General features: G+C 35.7%; 15 protein-coding genes and 1 pseudogene. 3 read left to right on the top strand and 13 right to left on the bottom strand.

Annotated elements, in window-relative coordinates; genetic code table 11:
* Positions 1–12: 12 nt before the first annotated feature.
* Together IGK01_RS02835 and IGK01_RS02830 are read right to left on the bottom strand one after the other, a co-directional pair.
* Positions 13–870 carry a metal ABC transporter permease gene (locus IGK01_RS02835; protein WP_023519177.1) on the bottom strand — a complete coding sequence of 286 codons (858 nt, stop codon included), beginning with the start codon at positions 868–870 and terminating at the stop codon, positions 13–15.
* Entirely contained in the window at positions 867–1,613 is a 747-nt protein-coding gene (locus tag IGK01_RS02830) for a metal ABC transporter ATP-binding protein (RefSeq protein ID WP_023519176.1), read from the bottom strand. Before IGK01_RS02830 ends, IGK01_RS02835 begins: the two co-directional genes overlap by 4 nt.
* Before the next feature lie 241 nt (positions 1,614–1,854).
* On the opposite strand from IGK01_RS02830, the gene IGK01_RS02825 reads away from it, so the two are divergent.
* Entirely contained in the window at positions 1,855–3,225 is a 1,371-nt protein-coding gene (locus tag IGK01_RS02825; RefSeq protein WP_023519175.1) for an amino acid permease, read from the top strand.
* Between the two features lie 337 nt (positions 3,226–3,562).
* Here the strand turns inward: IGK01_RS02825 and IGK01_RS02820 are convergent, their stop codons facing one another.
* The 10 genes and pseudogenes from IGK01_RS02820 to IGK01_RS02775 all read right to left on the bottom strand — a co-directional run bounded on the left by IGK01_RS02820 (position 3,563) and on the right by IGK01_RS02775 (position 12,197).
* Positions 3,563–4,921 carry a HAMP domain-containing sensor histidine kinase gene (locus IGK01_RS02820; RefSeq protein WP_438840485.1) on the bottom strand — a complete coding sequence of 453 codons (1,359 nt, stop codon included), beginning with the start codon at positions 4,919–4,921 and terminating at the stop codon, positions 3,563–3,565.
* Positions 4,918–5,574: a response regulator transcription factor gene (locus IGK01_RS02815; protein WP_019723143.1), complete on the bottom strand. Its 657-nt coding sequence runs from the start codon at positions 5,572–5,574 to the stop codon at positions 4,918–4,920. Before IGK01_RS02815 ends, IGK01_RS02820 begins: the two co-directional genes overlap by 4 nt.
* Before the next feature lie 12 nt (positions 5,575–5,586).
* Positions 5,587–6,819 carry an ABC transporter permease gene (locus IGK01_RS02810; RefSeq protein WP_137072016.1) on the bottom strand — a complete coding sequence of 411 codons (1,233 nt, stop codon included), beginning with the start codon at positions 6,817–6,819 and terminating at the stop codon, positions 5,587–5,589.
* A 6-nt stretch (positions 6,820–6,825) separates the two neighbouring features.
* A complete protein-coding gene (locus tag IGK01_RS02805) occupies positions 6,826–7,509 on the bottom strand; it encodes an ABC transporter ATP-binding protein (protein WP_137072014.1) in 684 nt (227 codons plus the stop codon).
* A complete protein-coding gene (locus IGK01_RS02800; RefSeq protein ID WP_438840484.1) occupies positions 7,496–8,749 on the bottom strand; it encodes an HlyD family efflux transporter periplasmic adaptor subunit in 1,254 nt (417 codons plus the stop codon). The genes IGK01_RS02805 and IGK01_RS02800 overlap by 14 nt, the downstream gene beginning before the upstream one ends.
* Before the next feature lie 61 nt (positions 8,750–8,810).
* Positions 8,811–9,041, bottom strand: a complete 231-nt coding sequence (locus IGK01_RS02795; RefSeq protein ID WP_023519169.1) for a hypothetical protein — start codon at positions 9,039–9,041, stop codon at positions 8,811–8,813.
* 384 nt (positions 9,042–9,425) lie between these two features.
* Complete coding sequence (gene tnpB, locus IGK01_RS02790) at positions 9,426–10,577, bottom strand: IS200/IS605 family element RNA-guided endonuclease TnpB (RefSeq protein ID WP_153830454.1); 1,152 nt, start codon at positions 10,575–10,577, stop codon at positions 9,426–9,428.
* Between the two features lie 42 nt (positions 10,578–10,619).
* Positions 10,620–10,946: pseudogene (locus IGK01_RS02785) on the bottom strand (transposase).
* Between the two features lie 140 nt (positions 10,947–11,086).
* On the bottom strand, positions 11,087–11,440 hold the full coding sequence (locus IGK01_RS02780; protein ID WP_023519166.1) for an MmcQ/YjbR family DNA-binding protein: 354 nt from the start codon (positions 11,438–11,440) through the stop codon (positions 11,087–11,089).
* Between the two features lie 130 nt (positions 11,441–11,570).
* On the bottom strand, positions 11,571–12,197 hold the full coding sequence (locus IGK01_RS02775; RefSeq protein WP_438840483.1) for a pentapeptide repeat-containing protein: 627 nt from the start codon (positions 12,195–12,197) through the stop codon (positions 11,571–11,573).
* 233 nt (positions 12,198–12,430) lie between these two features.
* On the opposite strand from IGK01_RS02775, the gene IGK01_RS02770 reads away from it, so the two are divergent.
* Positions 12,431–12,607, top strand: a complete 177-nt coding sequence (locus IGK01_RS02770; protein ID WP_019724362.1) for a hypothetical protein — start codon at positions 12,431–12,433, stop codon at positions 12,605–12,607.
* A gap of 125 nt (positions 12,608–12,732) precedes the next feature.
* Here the strand turns inward: IGK01_RS02770 and IGK01_RS02765 are convergent, their stop codons facing one another.
* Positions 12,733–13,116, bottom strand: a complete 384-nt coding sequence (locus IGK01_RS02765) for a DUF7006 family protein (RefSeq protein ID WP_019724361.1) — start codon at positions 13,114–13,116, stop codon at positions 12,733–12,735.
* Between the two features lie 1,036 nt (positions 13,117–14,152).
* On the opposite strand from IGK01_RS02765, the gene IGK01_RS02760 reads away from it, so the two are divergent.
* Positions 14,153–15,640: a helix-turn-helix domain-containing protein gene (locus IGK01_RS02760; RefSeq protein ID WP_438747627.1), complete on the top strand. Its 1,488-nt coding sequence runs from the start codon at positions 14,153–14,155 to the stop codon at positions 15,638–15,640.
* Positions 15,641–15,741 lie beyond the last annotated feature (101 nt).

The following is a 15,741-nucleotide window of genomic DNA, read 5'->3' as shown; positions in this document are numbered from 1 at the left end:
TCGTTAGATTTTTTACGACTCGGCATTTTTTTTCGTTTTGTTTCTTGAAAAAATAATCCCTTTAGTCGGTGAAAATAAAAAGGCCAACGTAAAGAATACTGCACTGGTCAACACGATGGTCGCCCCAGAAGGCCAATTATAACTATAACTATAAAACACACCGATGATCGCACTTAACACGCCGACTGTTGCCGAAATAAAAATCATTTTTGCCAATCGATCGGTCAATAGGTATGCAGTTGCTGCTGGTGTGATCAACATCGAGATGACCAAAATCGTTCCTACTGTCTGTAAACTCACAACGGCAACCAGTGTTAAGAAGAACATCAACAAATAGTGAACAAGTGTCGTATTCAACCCATAAGCTTTTGCCATCATCGGATCAAAAGAAGTGATTTTCAGTTCTTTATAAAAAATAAATACAAACAATAAGACGATCCCACTCACTATGGCAGTCATCAACATATCACTTTCTCTAACTGCTAAAACATTTCCAAATAAGATATGGTACAGATTAGTTGCACTTTGAGCAAAAGAAATCAAGATGACACCTAATGCAAAGAATGAACTAAAAACGATCCCAATAGCTGTATCATTTTTCAAACGGCTACGCTGTGTGACAAATCCGATTATGCCAGCTGTCAACATCCCAAATGCAGTGGCTCCTAGAATGTAACTAAAACCAAACATATACGAAATCGCGACTCCAGGCAGTACCGCGTGAGAAATCGCATCCCCCATCAAAGACATCCCTCTCAAAATAATAAAAGAGCCAATCACCCCTGAAGCCAATCCAACTAACATAGATGTAATCAATGCATATTGCAGAAATTGATAATCCATTAATCCCTCAATAAACGATTGAATCATTTTTCCATTACCCCTTTAACTAATTGCCCAATGATCTCCCCATAAGCCAACTGTAGATTTTCTGAAGTAAATACTTCGTCAACTGATCCAGCTGCAATCAATTCTTTATTCAATAAAATTACTTCATCAAAATAGGCTTCGACTTTGTGCAGATCATGATGGACGATCACAATAGTTTTCCCTTCATTTTTCAGTTCATCCAAAATAGCAAAGATTTTTCTTTCACTGACCGCATCGATCCCAACAAATGGTTCATCTAAAAAAATCCATTCTGCGCCTTGAGCCAAGGCTCTAGCAATAAATATCCGCTGTAATTGTCCTCCAGATAATTCACTGATTTGTCGATTTTCATAATCTGTCATGTCCACTTTCGCTAAGGCTTGTTTTGCTCGTTCCTTTTCTTTTTTCCCAGGACGTTGCCCCAAGCGCAAGGATGGATAGGTTCCTAACAAAACTACCCCTAATACATCGATCGGAAAAGAAAGATCCAGCTCACTACGCTGTTCGACATAGGCAATTTTTTTACGAATCGTTTTTATGGAGCGACCGTCGAAAGTGATTTCTCCGGAAATTTTAGGAACTAATTCTAATAAAGCTTTCATAAAAGTAGATTTCCCAGCGCCATTCGGTCCAATGATCCCTGTAAATTTTTGTGATTGGATAACTGTTGATACATGATTTAATACTGTCTTTCCTTGATAAGCAACCGTCAAATCTTTAACGGATATTTCATTTTTAGACACCTCTTACCACTCCTTTTCGGTGTACCTAACTTTTTATTCAAACTTAGTTTAACTAATATCAAAATCATTTACAAGTGTTATAGCTAATTTTTTTGATTTTTTAGATTTTTCTCGCAATTTTTGAAAATTTTCTGTAAAATCACAAACAAGAGCTATAAAGTAATGGTCGTTATTTTGTTTGCTAGTTATAGAATAAACTTATTTTTTACTTTATCACTCAACTTAAAAAAGGAGTTTTTGTATGGAAGAAGAAAAATTAACTCGTAGTCTCAGTGCACGTCATATTCAAATGATTGCGCTAGGAGGAACGATCGGTGTCGGTCTGTTCATGGGTGCTTCATCCACCATCCGTTGGACAGGACCTTCTGTAATGGTTGCATATGCTGTAGCAGGCTTCTTTTTGTACCTGATCATGCGTGCATTGGGCGAGATGTTGTATTTAGATCCTTCTACCGGTTCTTTCGCTAATTATGCAAGTGAATACATCCATCCCGTCGCAGGTTATTTGACGGCTTGGAGCAATATTTTTCAGTTTATCGTGGTCGGTATCAGTGAAGTCATTGCTGTAGGGGAATATATGAACTATTGGTGGCCAGACTTGCCCCAGATCATTCCAGGAATCGTTGTGATCCTTTTCTTGATGTTCGCCAACCTTGTTTCTGTCAAAGCATTCGGTGAATTAGAATTTTGGTTTTCTACTATTAAAGTAGTGACAATTATTTTGATGATCATCGCCGGTTTAGGCATCATTTTATTTGGATTCGGTAACCATGGAGAAGCAATCGGGATTTCAAACTTATGGAAAAATGGTGGTTTCTTTACTGGTGGCGTGAAAGGATTCTTTTTTGCTCTATCGATCGTCGTTGCCTCTTACCAAGGAATCGAGTTGATTGGGATGACTGCAGGTGAAGCGAAAGATCCCCAAAAAACGATTGTAGACGCTGTCCAATCAACGATCGGGCGGATCTTGATTTTTTATATTGGGGCGATCTTCATCATTGTCAGCATCTATCCTTGGAATCAATTGAGCGAACTAGGATCACCGTTTGTTCAAACTTTTTCTAAAATCGGGATCACGTTTGCTGCTGGTTTGATCAATTTTGTTGTCATCACTGCTGCTTTATCTGGTTGTAATTCCGGTATTTTCAGCGCCAGTCGCATGGTCTACACATTAGCCATCAACGGCAAAATGTCTAAAAAGTTTTTGAAACTTACACGTCATGGAGTGCCATTTTACCCAGTAGTAGCCATCTCATTTGGTATTTTGATTGGGTTGATTTTGAATTATTTGTTGCCCTTCGTCTACTCCCAATCACAGGATTTATTTGTTTTTGTCTATAGTTCCAGTATCTTACCAGGGATGGTACCTTGGATCGTTATTTTGATCAGTCAAATCAAATTCAGAAAAAAACATCCGATAGAAATGCTTGAACATCCATTTAAAATGCCCTTATCCCCATATACCAATTACCTGTCATTGGCCTTTTTGGCAGTGGTATTAGTCTTTATGTTCATCAATCCCGAAACAAGGATCTCATTGATGATTGGTTTGATTTTCTTGATCTATATGGCGGGTTACTATTTTGTACGCGAAAGAAAAATCAAGGAATAGTATAAGAAAGTATACAAAAAGAAGTCAGGACTGCGCGAACGTAGTCCTGACTTCTTTTAATCTATCACAACCTGATTGCACAACTGCTACTTACCAGGGACTAAATTTTCTACAAGAGTTTCTAGTACGTTGTGAGTTTTTTGATCATTTTGTTCTTACTATTTAGTGGTATGGTATAGTGTGGTTTTGTACATTCCAGTTGAGTGTGTAAAAATAAAAAATCAAAGTCCCTGGCAAATAGCAGTTGTGCAATTTGGCTATTAGCTTCGCTACCATCACAAAAATATCCAATAAATCTTGTGGCGACAGACCGTTTGTCCTTTAGGAATACCATCGATCAATTTAGGCTTCTTCCACTAAAAATGACAGAAAAGCACATCCTGGAATTAGCAGTTGACTTGAATGAATACTCCCAGCCATATTTTTCAAAAAGTTGTTGTACGATAAACAATCCTAAACCAGAACCTCCAGTATCTCGACTTCTGCTAAAATCTGGTCTATAAAAAGGTTGGAAAATCTTACTTAATTCCTCCTCCGTAAGTATCTGATTCACTTCATTTTCAATCACTAATTGTTTACCATCAAAAAACAGACTGATTTCTCCCTCATGCTTCGTATATTTGAAGGCATTACTTAGTAGATTATCTAAAATTTTATCAATATCATTTTTATTACCGATGATTTTCTCCCCTATTAGATTAACGACTAGTTTTTTCTGTTCTGCTTCCGCAAGTATCCGGAAAGAAGTCAATTTATGTTCGATCATTTCTTTGATTGAGACTTCTTCATAGACCACATCATCTGAAGGCAAATTGTTTCTTGAGGCAAAGAGGATATTATTGATCATTTCTGTTTGTTCTTGCAAAATATTTTTGCAAACTTCTAAATATCGCTCTCTGTCTTTAAATTTTCCGACATTATAGATCATGCCATCAATCAACCCCATCAATGAAGCAACAGGTGTTTTCAATTCATGAGAAGCGATTTGCATAAACTCTGACTTTGCTTGTTCCAATTCTTTCGTTTTAGCTACTTCAAGCTCTAACACTTCAATTGTTTGGATCAAAGAAACATATAGATGGTTGATATCTTGCGCTAAAAGTGAGATTTCATCCGTACCTTTGACATCACAACGAATATCCGCATCTAATTCGATCATTTTTTCTGTTACTTTGGATATCTCTTTGATTTTTTTTGTCGAATAAATACTATAGTAGTAAGCGCCGATGCCCCCAATGATTAGTGAGACAATGATGATAAATGGATATAAATGAAGTAACACTTGACTTGCTTCTGCGACTGGTTGCATCGAGTATATGCCAAATAAATAATAAGTGTTACCTTGTTTGTCAGTAATCTCTTGAAAAATTCTCTTTTCATCAGATAGAAGACTGATGCCTGAATAGTCAAGATTCCCGTCAAAGAAAGGACCAAGAACTAGGCCATTATTATCCAACAGCATGATATCAAGATTTTGTTCTCTTTCAAGCCAGTATTGATCAACAGCGCTTTGCATGGTAGCTAAATCTTTGTGCTCTATACTCTTTGCCACTTGATTGAATTCCTTGTTTATTTCGTTCAGCTTCATTCGTTCATAGTAGACTGGCATCGTAAAATATAAGACAATCAATGAAAGAATCGAAACTAGAAAAATGATGATTCCAGAAAATAGAAAATTTTTCAGCATGATACTCATGGGGTGTCCTCAAGCTGGTAGCCTCTATTTTTGATCGTTTTTATTGATAAAAGTGGCATTTTCTTTCGGATATTTTTTATATGATTATCTAATATTCGATTTTCCAAATGATATTCATACGACCAAACTTGATACACTAATTGTTCTCGCGTGATGATTTTCCCTTTGTTTCTTATTAGAATCACTAAAATATCGTACTCTTTTCTTGTTAAATGGATTTCTTCCTCTTGGTATTTTACAAGACCACCATCGAGATCAATGGCGTACTCCCCGATAGTGATGTGGGGATTTCCTTGATTCATCCGAAACACATTTTCGATCCGTTTGATCAAAATAAGTGGGGAAAAAGGTTTGACGACATAGTCACTGATCAAATGGGAAAAACTGAGCAACTGCGTATATTCATCATCCAAGGCAGTTAGCATGATGATCGGCACATCCGACGTTTCCCGAATTTTCTTTAAAACATCCGTCCCCCTTATCCCAGGCAACATAATGTCCAATAGGATCAAGTCAAATGTTTCTTCAGCAAAAACTTCCAATGCTTGTTCGCCACTCCTTACTGAATAAACTTCATATTTACGCTCTTTTAAAAATTCCGTCACGATTTGATTGATCATATATTCATCTTCAACCACTAAAATTCTTTCCATATCACTCTCTCCTTATTCAAAGCGTAGTGCCTCAATAGGGTTTAATTTGGATGCTTTCATCGCTGGTAATAAGCCAAATATCACACCCATTAGGGAACAAAAAACTAAGCTAACGATAATAGACAGTACAGACACAATATAAGGATAATCAAGCGACTGTGTGATAACATAGCCACTTAGTAAGCCTATAAGTATCCCCAGTATCCCACCAATCAATGTCAAGACTACCGCTTCTACTAAAAATTGTTTTAAAATAATTTTTCTTCTTGCGCCGAGTGCTTTCTTTATCCCGATTTCTTTCGTTCTTTCCGTGACAGAGACTAACATGATATTCATCACACCGATCCCCCCTACTAATAACGAGATACTTGCTATACCGGACAAGAGAATAAAACTTGACTGGTTCATTCGTTCCAATTCTCTGGCAAAGTCTTTCAGATTCATTACCCCATATTCATAATCGGATGGTGGGATCTGTTGATTAAGAATCTCTGCTGCTTTTTCTGCAGCGCCTTGTAATTGATCGGTATTATTTGTTTGGATCGTGACAAGTGGCACAATATCTAACTCATCAGATAGTTTATGTGCTTGCTGTAAAGGAACATAAGCTCTTTTCTCAAAGCTAAATAGATTACTACTATTGGGATCTAACTGAAATACACCTTGAACTTTGAATGGCACGCCATTCACTTCGACAAACTGTCCGATCCCTTCTTCATTGGGAAATAATTCGTCATACAAGGAATCTTCCAGAAAAATGGCTTGTTGTTGCTCCTTGAAGGCTTGAGAAGCAAAACCTTCCCCTTTGATGAAGTTTAATTGCTCCAAATCCTCAACAGAAGAAGTGACAGCAGAAACTTTGGCGTCAGCCCCTTTTGCTTTCCTATAGATTTTCCCATCTTTTTGATATGACAAGCCACTTGCTAAGACCTCTGGTATCTCATTAATTTTATTTAATACATCTTCACGTAAAAACGGAAGGTATAACGGTTTTTTTTCTTCCTTTTCTGATAGGCCTCCCCCAAATAGGTTTCCACTTTGGAATGAACTTTTTTTATCGTATTGGATGTTCATCGTATTATTGTTACCACCAATCATTTCTCGTTTCATTTTTTCGGTATTTCCACCGATGATGCTGAAAATCGAAATAATGGCAGCAATCCCAATAATGACACCTAACATAGTCAACACTGAACGCATCTTATGAGCAAAAATCGATTGTAAGGCAAATCTGATTTCTTCCATTCTTGATCACCTCACTTTATTTTGTTCATCACTGATTATTTGACCATCTCGTAAAGTGATCGTGCGCTGACATAACGCTGCAATTTCTGGCTCATGGGTAATTAGAATAATTGTTTTTCCTGCTTGGTGGAATTCCTTAAAAAGGTCCATGATTTGGCTACTGGTTTTTGTATCAAGTGCCCCTGTCGGCTCATCCCCTAAAACAAAACTAGGGTTAGTCACTAAAGCTCTCGCAATTGCGACACGTTGCTTTTGTCCTCCTGATAATTCCATTGGTTTGAAGTCACTTCGATCCTCTAACCCTACGAGTTGCAACATATCCAAGGCACGCTTACGCCGCTCTTTTTTATTGACTTTTTTATACGTTAATGGCATTTCCACATTTTGCGAAACAGTTAATTTTGGCATGAGATTGAAATTCTGGAAAACAAAGCCGATTTTTGCGTTACGAAAATCGGCTAATGAATTGTCCGCTAACGTTTTGACATTCGTTCCTTCAACGATGTAATCCCCTGATGTAGCTGTATCCAGACAACCAATGATATTCATCAACGTCGACTTTCCTGACCCCGATGGCCCCATGATTGCGACCAGTTCTCCTTCATTGATTTGCAAAGAGATATCTTTAAGGACTTTTAGTTCTTTCCCGCCTTGCCAATATGACTTCTGAATGTTGTTAAGCGTCAACACTTGCACCAACCTCCATTCCCTCGACCATTCCTGTTTGAGGCAAAGCAAGTTGATCTTCAACAGTCAATCCTTCGACTATTTCTGCGAGTTCATTATCCATCGGATTTACCTTGACTTCATGCTCTTTGATCCGATCATTTTCTACTTTCCATACATAATATTTTCCATCTTTTTCCATGAGGTATCTTTGGTTGATGATTACTTTTCCTGACACAAAATCTTTCGGTAAAACATTGACATACACATTGGAACCAATCAGTGGCATTTCTTCTTTTGGATCAATCTTAACTTTGTAAGGAAACTTAGATAAATTTGGATTCTCTTCTTTTTGATCGTCTTGTTTTGCATCACTTGTTAAATTTGCCACCTGCACAATGGTTCCTTGCCAAGTATTCTCTTGGTCTTTACGATCCATAATTTCTACTCGCTGATCGACAGCAACTTTTTCACGATCAAATTCAGTGACTTGGCCATCCACGTACAAGTTCGAATTATCAAGGATCTCCATAAAGTTTTCTTCTTTTTGACGTTCTTTTGATTGATTGACTAAGTCACGATTCAATGATTTGATTCTTCCTGAGTTATCGGCTGTCACTGTGTCTTCATTCAGCCGTTCTTTTTCGTTTTCGTGAAGTAGTTGGGCTTTTCGCAAGTCTGTTTCTATATTCTTCACTTCATTGTCACCAGCAATAGCTTCTGCATGTAGACTGGTGATTTCTCCTTCTAATGCTTTGATCGTACTTTGTAACTCTTCGGATTTTTCCTTCGCATAATCTTGTCTTGCTTTTCCAAGCTCTGCTACTTTTTGGTTATGTGCTGTCCATTTTTGATTTGCAGTCACTCGTGCTTGTTCTACTGCTCTCACTTTGATTTCTACGTCCATTTCAGCTTCCACAACTTTTCTCTGTTGATCCGTTTGGTATGTAAACAAAGGTTGCCCTTTTTCTACGACATCGCCTTCATTTACCAGAATATCTTTCACTGTTCCTCGTTCTGGATCAATTTTGATTTTGTTGCTATTATTTGGCATGACTTTTCCTGCTAAAATCAAATTCGCCGCTTTCACCTCATCAATGAGGGATTTGACAGACCGTGCTTCAATATTTGTTCCTGCATTTTCTTCTTTTGTTTTCCCACTAGAAACAACTATACTGATTGCACCAACTACTAGTAAAACAGTGATGACTGCTACTAAATAATACCATTTTCGGTTGAATTTTTTTATTTTTTTAGGCTTCATGTACCTACTCCTTCATTCAGATCAGTCATTAGAAAAGCGCTTATATAATTCTATCCAAAGCTCATTCCTCTTCTTTTTCCGAGACTTCTTCCTCAAACTCTTGAACAACCATTCCATTATCTAAAACTTTTTCTGTTCCTTCTTTCCCATCCACGGTTATTTTTCGTTCACTTTTTACTTTTGGCATATCTGATTCACTTGTATCTTTGGTCTCTGAACTGCATGCTGCTAAAAGACCGATAGAACATACTAATACCAGATAACCTTTATACTTTGTTCCTTCTTTCATCATAAAAAACCATCCTCTTCTATTTGTTTTAGTTATGTTTCTCTTGTTATATTTACTATCATACATAACAGACCTATTCTCTTTCTAAAGCTAATCTGTTTTTTGTGTAATTTTTTTGGTAATTTTTTTTGAACAAAAAGATAGCGCTTAAATTTCACACAAAAAAAAACAACCCAAGTGATCGTTGGATTGTTTTGATGAAAGTGAAATCTTCCACTATTATTTTTAGCACTCATTCGGTGAACTACTCACCACTTTGCTAAACCTAACGGTTCTTAACACTTGAAGTGGGAGCTTCTTGGGAATAGAGCATACCTGTAAGTGTATTTCTTTACTCACAGCGGTTTCTCTTGTTTACCAAGCGATCTCCGTAGTTCCTACGGTTCTTTATGTTATCTCAGTCAGCGATTTTATGCGTAGTCCTTCGGTCAGAATATTGATACTAGCATTGATATCTCGATCATGATGCGCGTGACAAAGAGGGCACGTCCATTCTCGAATTTCGAGGGATTTCTTGCCGTCTTTCTGTCCACATTTCGAACAGATTTGACTAGATGGAAACCACTGATCCACCTTGATCATTTTCCGACCGTACCAGTCAGCTTTGTACTGTAGTTTTTTCACAAAGCTAGACCAAGACACATCAGAAATGCTTTTTGCTAATTTATGGTTACGCAACATACCTTTGGTATTCAAGTCTTCAATACAGATAATATCGTGATTTTTGATCATTTCTGTACTCAATTGATTTAGAAAATCATTCCGTTGGTTCATTACTTTTTCGTGTAATCGAGCGACTAACCGTTTTTGTTTTTGATAATTCTTCGCTTCAAACAGATTGAACCCTCTCTGTTTAGCTAATAACGCACGTCTTGACAATTTAGGTTGTTCATGTTTAAGTTTCTTTGCCATTTTTGAGGTAAATTTATTGTTATCAATCTTTTGAACAGTTGAAAAAATGGCAAAATCAGTGATCCCAAGGTCAATCCCAATAGCGGAATTCGTTTGAGGTAGTTCGCTAATTTCTTCTTTACACAACAACGAAATATAGTATTTACCACTTGAATGACGCGAAATGGTCGCTGATTTGATCATTCCTTTCGGTCTTCTATGAAGCTTGATTTTAATTAATGACTTCAATTTAGGAACTTTGACGAATTTATGATCAATCAAACTAACTGTTCCATTTTGATTGTTGGTGGTGTAACTTTGAACTGGATTTTTTTTGCTTTTGAAACGAGGAAATCCAACGGATTTATCACGAAAGAAGTTCTTGTACGCCTTGTCTAGATTGAGTTGTGCATTCGCTAAAGCAAGGCTATCTACTTCTTTCAAAAACGGAAATTCTTCCTTGTATTTAGCGGGTGTTGGAAAATTCATTTTTTTAGAAGGATCATTTTTTACTTCTTGATAGGCTTTTTTTCGGTCATCAAGCATTAGATTGTAGACCTTACGGACACAACCAAAAGATTTGGCAAAGAAAATTTCTTGTTCTTCTGTTGGATAAATTCTAAATTTATATGCTTTCAGTCGTTCCATCAGCTTCATCTACTCCTTGTGATTGTTTCCTTGGCTTTGACTCTATTTCTTGATGTCACTAATAGATACGTCACCAGTAGTCAAAAATTTTTAGACGAAACCATTTCTTTTCAAAGAAACTGTTTGATTCGTGGGAAATCACGTTGATAAGCAGTGATGAATATTGTCAGTTCTGTTTTAGATGATTTTTGCACATGATCTTTCTCATGATGCCACTCAACTAAAGGGATAAGATTCTGCCATTCGTACAAAAGTAGTTTTAGCAAATTCAGATCGTTCAGCGTCAATCACTTGTCTACGGTATTTAGTTACCAACACAAGGTGAGAATAGAGGAGAAATTCTGAATGGTGATTCGTGTCGAATGCCATTGTTCTATCCACTCATTTCTCCTATAGATTGATAATAACGTCGAACATAATAACCTGTCGGGTTTCGAGTTGCCAACGGCAATCCTCATACCGAACGACATTCATCACCCACCTAGAGAGGATGGGCGACTTCTGCCTAATTACGTTAAATCATAACTCTCTTTCAGTATATAAAAGAGTTGCTTTTCTGTGACTGCACCATTCAAAGCTACACTGATCCAATGTTGTTTATTCATATAATAAGCAGGATAATAGCCTTTACTCTTTTTCAGGATGGAGATGATCTCTGGATCTGCTTTGACATTGACGAGGGGGACTTGACCTTCGCCTTCTATGCCTAATTTGTCTTTTTCAACAGATACGATCAAACCAAACCATTTACCTGTCGATTGATGTCGAAACACGATATAATCTGGAAATTTTCCAAAAGGATGATCCATTTGGACGGCTTCCAAGGTAGTAGCAAAATCGACAAGTTTTTCTGTCAAATCCATTGGTAAGTTCTCCTTTCTGCCAATAAACTAAATTAAGTGGTCATGAAATAATTCAACTATGCTCTAGGTTGATTCTAGGATGTATTCGATCAGATTGACTAATTTCTTAACATTGTTCGTTCTGTTTTATCTATTCAATTACCAATCCCAACCCAGCCGAAATAATGATCGCTTGTTCCTGATTGACGATCAGTCCACGAAGTAATTCCATAGATAGATTGATTTGAGAAAATGTATTTGTTGTAAAGTCTAAACCTTTCAGTGGCGTATTGACCCAATTAGAGCCTGAAAGGTCATTGTTTTCTACTACTAGATCTTTCCAATTGCTATCGAAAAAATCAGTATTTTTTAATTGATTGTCGCTAAATCTGACGAACTTCATATTCGTGTAGCTAAAAGAAGAGAGATTTGCTACGCACTCTTCGAAAACACAATCACGCAAGAAGCTATCTGAGAAATTGGTTCCGGTCAATTTGCATTGCTTGAAATGCACACGATGAAAGCTTGCGCCAAACCATTCTAAATTTGAGAAATCACACTTCTCAAAAATGACATCGCTACATTCAAACCGCTCTAAACGAGATTTTTGCATCGCTAATTTTTTGATATGGCTACTCTTCAACACGATATTGCGAGAACTAAGATAACTTTGATCTTCCCCTTCAGAAAAAATACCTAAAAAGATTGTTTCATCCTCTAAATAAAAGTTTCCCTCAACTAATTCGGGCAGCTCTGGAGAAGCAATTTTCTTTGCCATACATTCAGCTCCTTTCTCTCTATTTGTTTTACTTCCCTTATCATAACAGAATAAAGATAAGATAACGTGATTTATCTCATATAGATAAACTTGCTTTTACTCATATCTTATTGCAAGCTAATCGGCTTTATCCCCTGTCGATATTTGACAATGAAACAGCTTTCACCGTACACTATAAGTAACTAGTATTTTATTGTTTAAATAGGATATGTATCTTTCAGGAGGCTTTTATTTTGACTAATTATCATTCCAAACCATTCACATTCCTACGCTTGGCATTATACACCCTTTGCAGTTTAAATCTATACTACCAATTCATCACAAATTCGATCTTTACTTGGGCGCTTTATTTGCTTGCAATGGGATTTGTTGCTTATGACGTTTTTGATATGATCAAGACACGGAAATAATCTATTAATTTTTATATGTATATGAGGTCGGGATAGAGATAACTTCTCTTGTCCCGACCTTTGTTTTTTTACCTGCGACTAGTTCGTTGAATTTTTTCTACCTTAATGAGAGCAATCAAGCTTCCTCAAGATTCACTAAGATAAATCAACTGCCATGGTACTGAGTGATTCATGTCAAGACCTGTTAGTTCTCTGTAAAAACATTTTTTATCTTTGGCGATCATTGAAATGATTTCTGATTCTGTCATCCCTAATTCTTCACATAAACTTTTGTTTGTACTTTTGATCAATTCTAATAGGATCTGTAGCTGTGCATCAATATCTAATAATATTGCTAATTTCAGAAAAAGAGTGGCATCTGTTTGCTGATAAGTCATTAGGAATTTTGTTCGTAAATCAAGATAAAATTCAAACATTTCTGGATGTTTACTGATAAAAGAATGATTGATTACTCTCTGATCATAATAGGCCAAGTATTCTTCAGGCGTTTCAATTCTTTTCGTTTCCATTCGCTCCCTCCTTAAAACATTAAAAACCACATTAATGTTTCTTTTAAGATTTATTTGTCAGATTCACTAAATTTAATTACGCTTACATTTTGATACTTCACTCAAGAAAATAATTACAAAAAAATATATCTTTCTTCACAGATTATTTTTATATTTACTCATTAATGAAAGTAACAGATTCTATATTTGATGTGTTTCATAATAACATTTAATGCAGAGAACATCTTACTAGATCCAAATCAGTTTTTCCCATTACTTAAAATTGTTTATGTGAGACTACCTTAAGAACAAGCCTCTTTCGTCGCAATAATTAACAAACAAATTGAACTAATAACACTCCTAATTTCTAACTTCTTCATGCAATTTTACAGTATTCAAATAATACTTCAATTGAATAATTTCATAGTTTTCTGAAATTTATAAATTGTTATCATTAAGTTATTTTAATATAGTTATTAGGTAATATTAATTATCAATCTGAAAGCGATTTGTTTTTTAACCTTACGCTAGTGCAAAAGTGGATTGCTAAAAAAAAATAGAAAGGACGAATATCCGGTAATTAATGGTATTAGTAGCTCGTTTATCTACTGAACACTTTGAACCACTATCAAAAACTGATCATAGAAGTAAAACCAACTCATTTGATACTGATTAAAATAACCATGTAAAATCGAACGCTCTAATAAGCAAATAAAAAACGTTAACTTTTCACTCAAAAGATAACATAAGTTACTTTTAATTTATATGAATGTCCACTACTCAATTTGAACATTACTCTCATATTCAACATATAAGAAACTTAGATCTAATGAGCTCCTAACTAAATGAATACTATGATAAAAGCAATTCTCCTTTACTCTTTTATTAAAAATATACATCTGAAAATATTCTAGCTTTTTTTGAATTTCTATCTCACTTGTTAACAAATAAGAAATTGGAAAATTCCAAAAATATATCTTTAACTTTCGCAATGGATGCAAGCCTATGCTCTATTTTCTATTCCCTAGAAAGATTTAGATAGGAGGTAAAAGTTCTATTGAAAAATTTTCAATTAAATTTTATAACAGATAAAGTAAAATTACGTTGGTTCCAAATCTTGAAAGAGTTAGAGTCTACTGGAATCTGTACGACAGCCCAACTGATTGGCATGACAAACAGTACAGCCAGGACATTAGTCAACGACATCAATTATTTGAGAGAATATTTCGAGAACGTCGCGGATATCCAATCCTCGAAACAAGGTTATTCTTTAAACATCCATTCTTCAGAAACCTACCTAGAAAAAAAAAGAGCGATTCTCGAAGATGAACCACTCTTTATTATTCTTGAACAAATTTTTTTCAACGAACTTCAGTCTATTTATGATTGGGCAGATTACTTTCATATCTCTGAGAGCACGATGATCACGTACGTTAAAAAAATTGCAGATCAAGTAAAAGAATTCAATATCACCCTTGAGCTAAATCCCGTCAATTTGATCGGATCAGAAGCCAATATTCGAAATTTTTATTTTGCTTTCTATTACGAATCAGATATTACACCCCACACGGTTTTTCCATCAATTGCGACGCAAGAAGTAGTGATTAAAATTGTTAACCTATTGGAGCGTCCTAATCAAAAAGTTTCTTCATTTGGTTATTTTAGTTATTTATTATACCTCTCTATTGAACGGATATTATGTGGTTGTATGGTGGAACTCGACCCTGAATTAAAAGATATTGTCCTTAATGATCCAGAGTTTCACCGACTTTCACCTGCATATTCGATTGTGAAGGATTATTTTAATATTGACCTAACACAAGAAGAAGCCATTTTTATTTTTAGTTCTGTTTTATGCCGTAGAGGTATCGAAAATCCGAAACAGGAAAAATATTTTTGTGAAAGGTATAATCGATGGCCACTAATAATAGCGCTTACAAGTAGCTATTATCAAATGATCAAGAGAAATACGCACACACAAGCACACGAGTTAATCTTATTAGAATCTTTTTTCACGTCCATCAAGCTACGTAGTCTATTGTCTAAAAGCGGAAATAAAAATATCCAAGATACAAATGAGTATGCCAAAACCTTGTTTAGCAATGAATATAAAAAAAATCGAGCTTTTTTAGAAAAAAATCCCTCCTTCCATCATTTGTTCTCTGATGATCATTTGGATGATATCTGTGCTAGTTTAACGATATTCACTGAGTCAATCAAAGAAAAATATTGGAAAAACCCTACGAATATCGCATTTATTTTTGAAGGAAATGAGTATATCAGTCAACATCTCGAAGCCTTAGTTCGAAAATATTTAGGGGGATTTCAAAATATCTACTTTCTTCGTCCAAATGAGCTATGCGCCTCTTATATTGAAAATCATGAGATCAATCTCTTAGTCACGAATTACAATGAATACTTGACATTTTCTTCGTTAGGTCTTGAATGTCTTTTATTAAAAACAGTACCTGATGCCTCAGATTGGAAAAAATTACTAAATAAAATTGATCCTCAATTATTACAAAAATTTAGAACGCAACATTAGTAAAACTTACAGTTATTCATTTTTTCTACTGCATAATGTAGTGATCCAAACAAGTAAATACAACTCCACCGATTCGGAGTAGATGGTCTTCGGACGACTCT

It is taken from the genome of Enterococcus sp. AZ080, from assembly GCF_051714945.1.
Taxonomy (GTDB): Bacteria; Bacillota; Bacilli; order Lactobacillales; family Enterococcaceae; genus Enterococcus_B; species Enterococcus_B pernyi.
The sequence above is the reverse complement of the archived record's forward strand: the minus strand, read 5'-3'. Positions and strand labels throughout refer to the sequence as shown.

Excerpts from the sequence above, each read along its gene's own strand:
- IGK01_RS02835 (WP_023519177.1), bottom strand. The coding sequence starts at position 870 with ATGATTCAATCGTTTATTGAGGGATTAATGGATTATCAATTTCTGCAA.
- IGK01_RS02825 (WP_023519175.1), top strand. The coding sequence starts at position 1,855 with ATGGAAGAAGAAAAATTAACTCGTAGTCTCAGTGCACGTCATATTCAA.
- IGK01_RS02820 (WP_438840485.1), bottom strand. The coding sequence starts at position 4,921 with ATGAGTATCATGCTGAAAAATTTTCTATTTTCTGGAATCATCATTTTT.
- IGK01_RS02815 (WP_019723143.1), bottom strand. The coding sequence starts at position 5,574 with ATGGAAAGAATTTTAGTGGTTGAAGATGAATATATGATCAATCAAATC.
- IGK01_RS02810 (WP_137072016.1), bottom strand. The coding sequence starts at position 6,819 with ATGGAAGAAATCAGATTTGCCTTACAATCGATTTTTGCTCATAAGATG.
- IGK01_RS02800 (WP_438840484.1), bottom strand. The coding sequence starts at position 8,749 with ATGAAGCCTAAAAAAATAAAAAAATTCAACCGAAAATGGTATTATTTA.
- IGK01_RS02795 (WP_023519169.1), bottom strand. The coding sequence starts at position 9,041 with ATGATGAAAGAAGGAACAAAGTATAAAGGTTATCTGGTATTAGTATGT.
- tnpB (WP_153830454.1), bottom strand. The coding sequence starts at position 10,577 with ATGGAACGACTGAAAGCATATAAATTTAGAATTTATCCAACAGAAGAA.
- IGK01_RS02780 (WP_023519166.1), bottom strand. The coding sequence starts at position 11,440 with ATGGATTTGACAGAAAAACTTGTCGATTTTGCTACTACCTTGGAAGCC.
- IGK01_RS02775 (WP_438840483.1), bottom strand. The coding sequence starts at position 12,197 with ATGGCAAAGAAAATTGCTTCTCCAGAGCTGCCCGAATTAGTTGAGGGA.
- IGK01_RS02765 (WP_019724361.1), bottom strand. The coding sequence starts at position 13,116 with ATGGAAACGAAAAGAATTGAAACGCCTGAAGAATACTTGGCCTATTAT.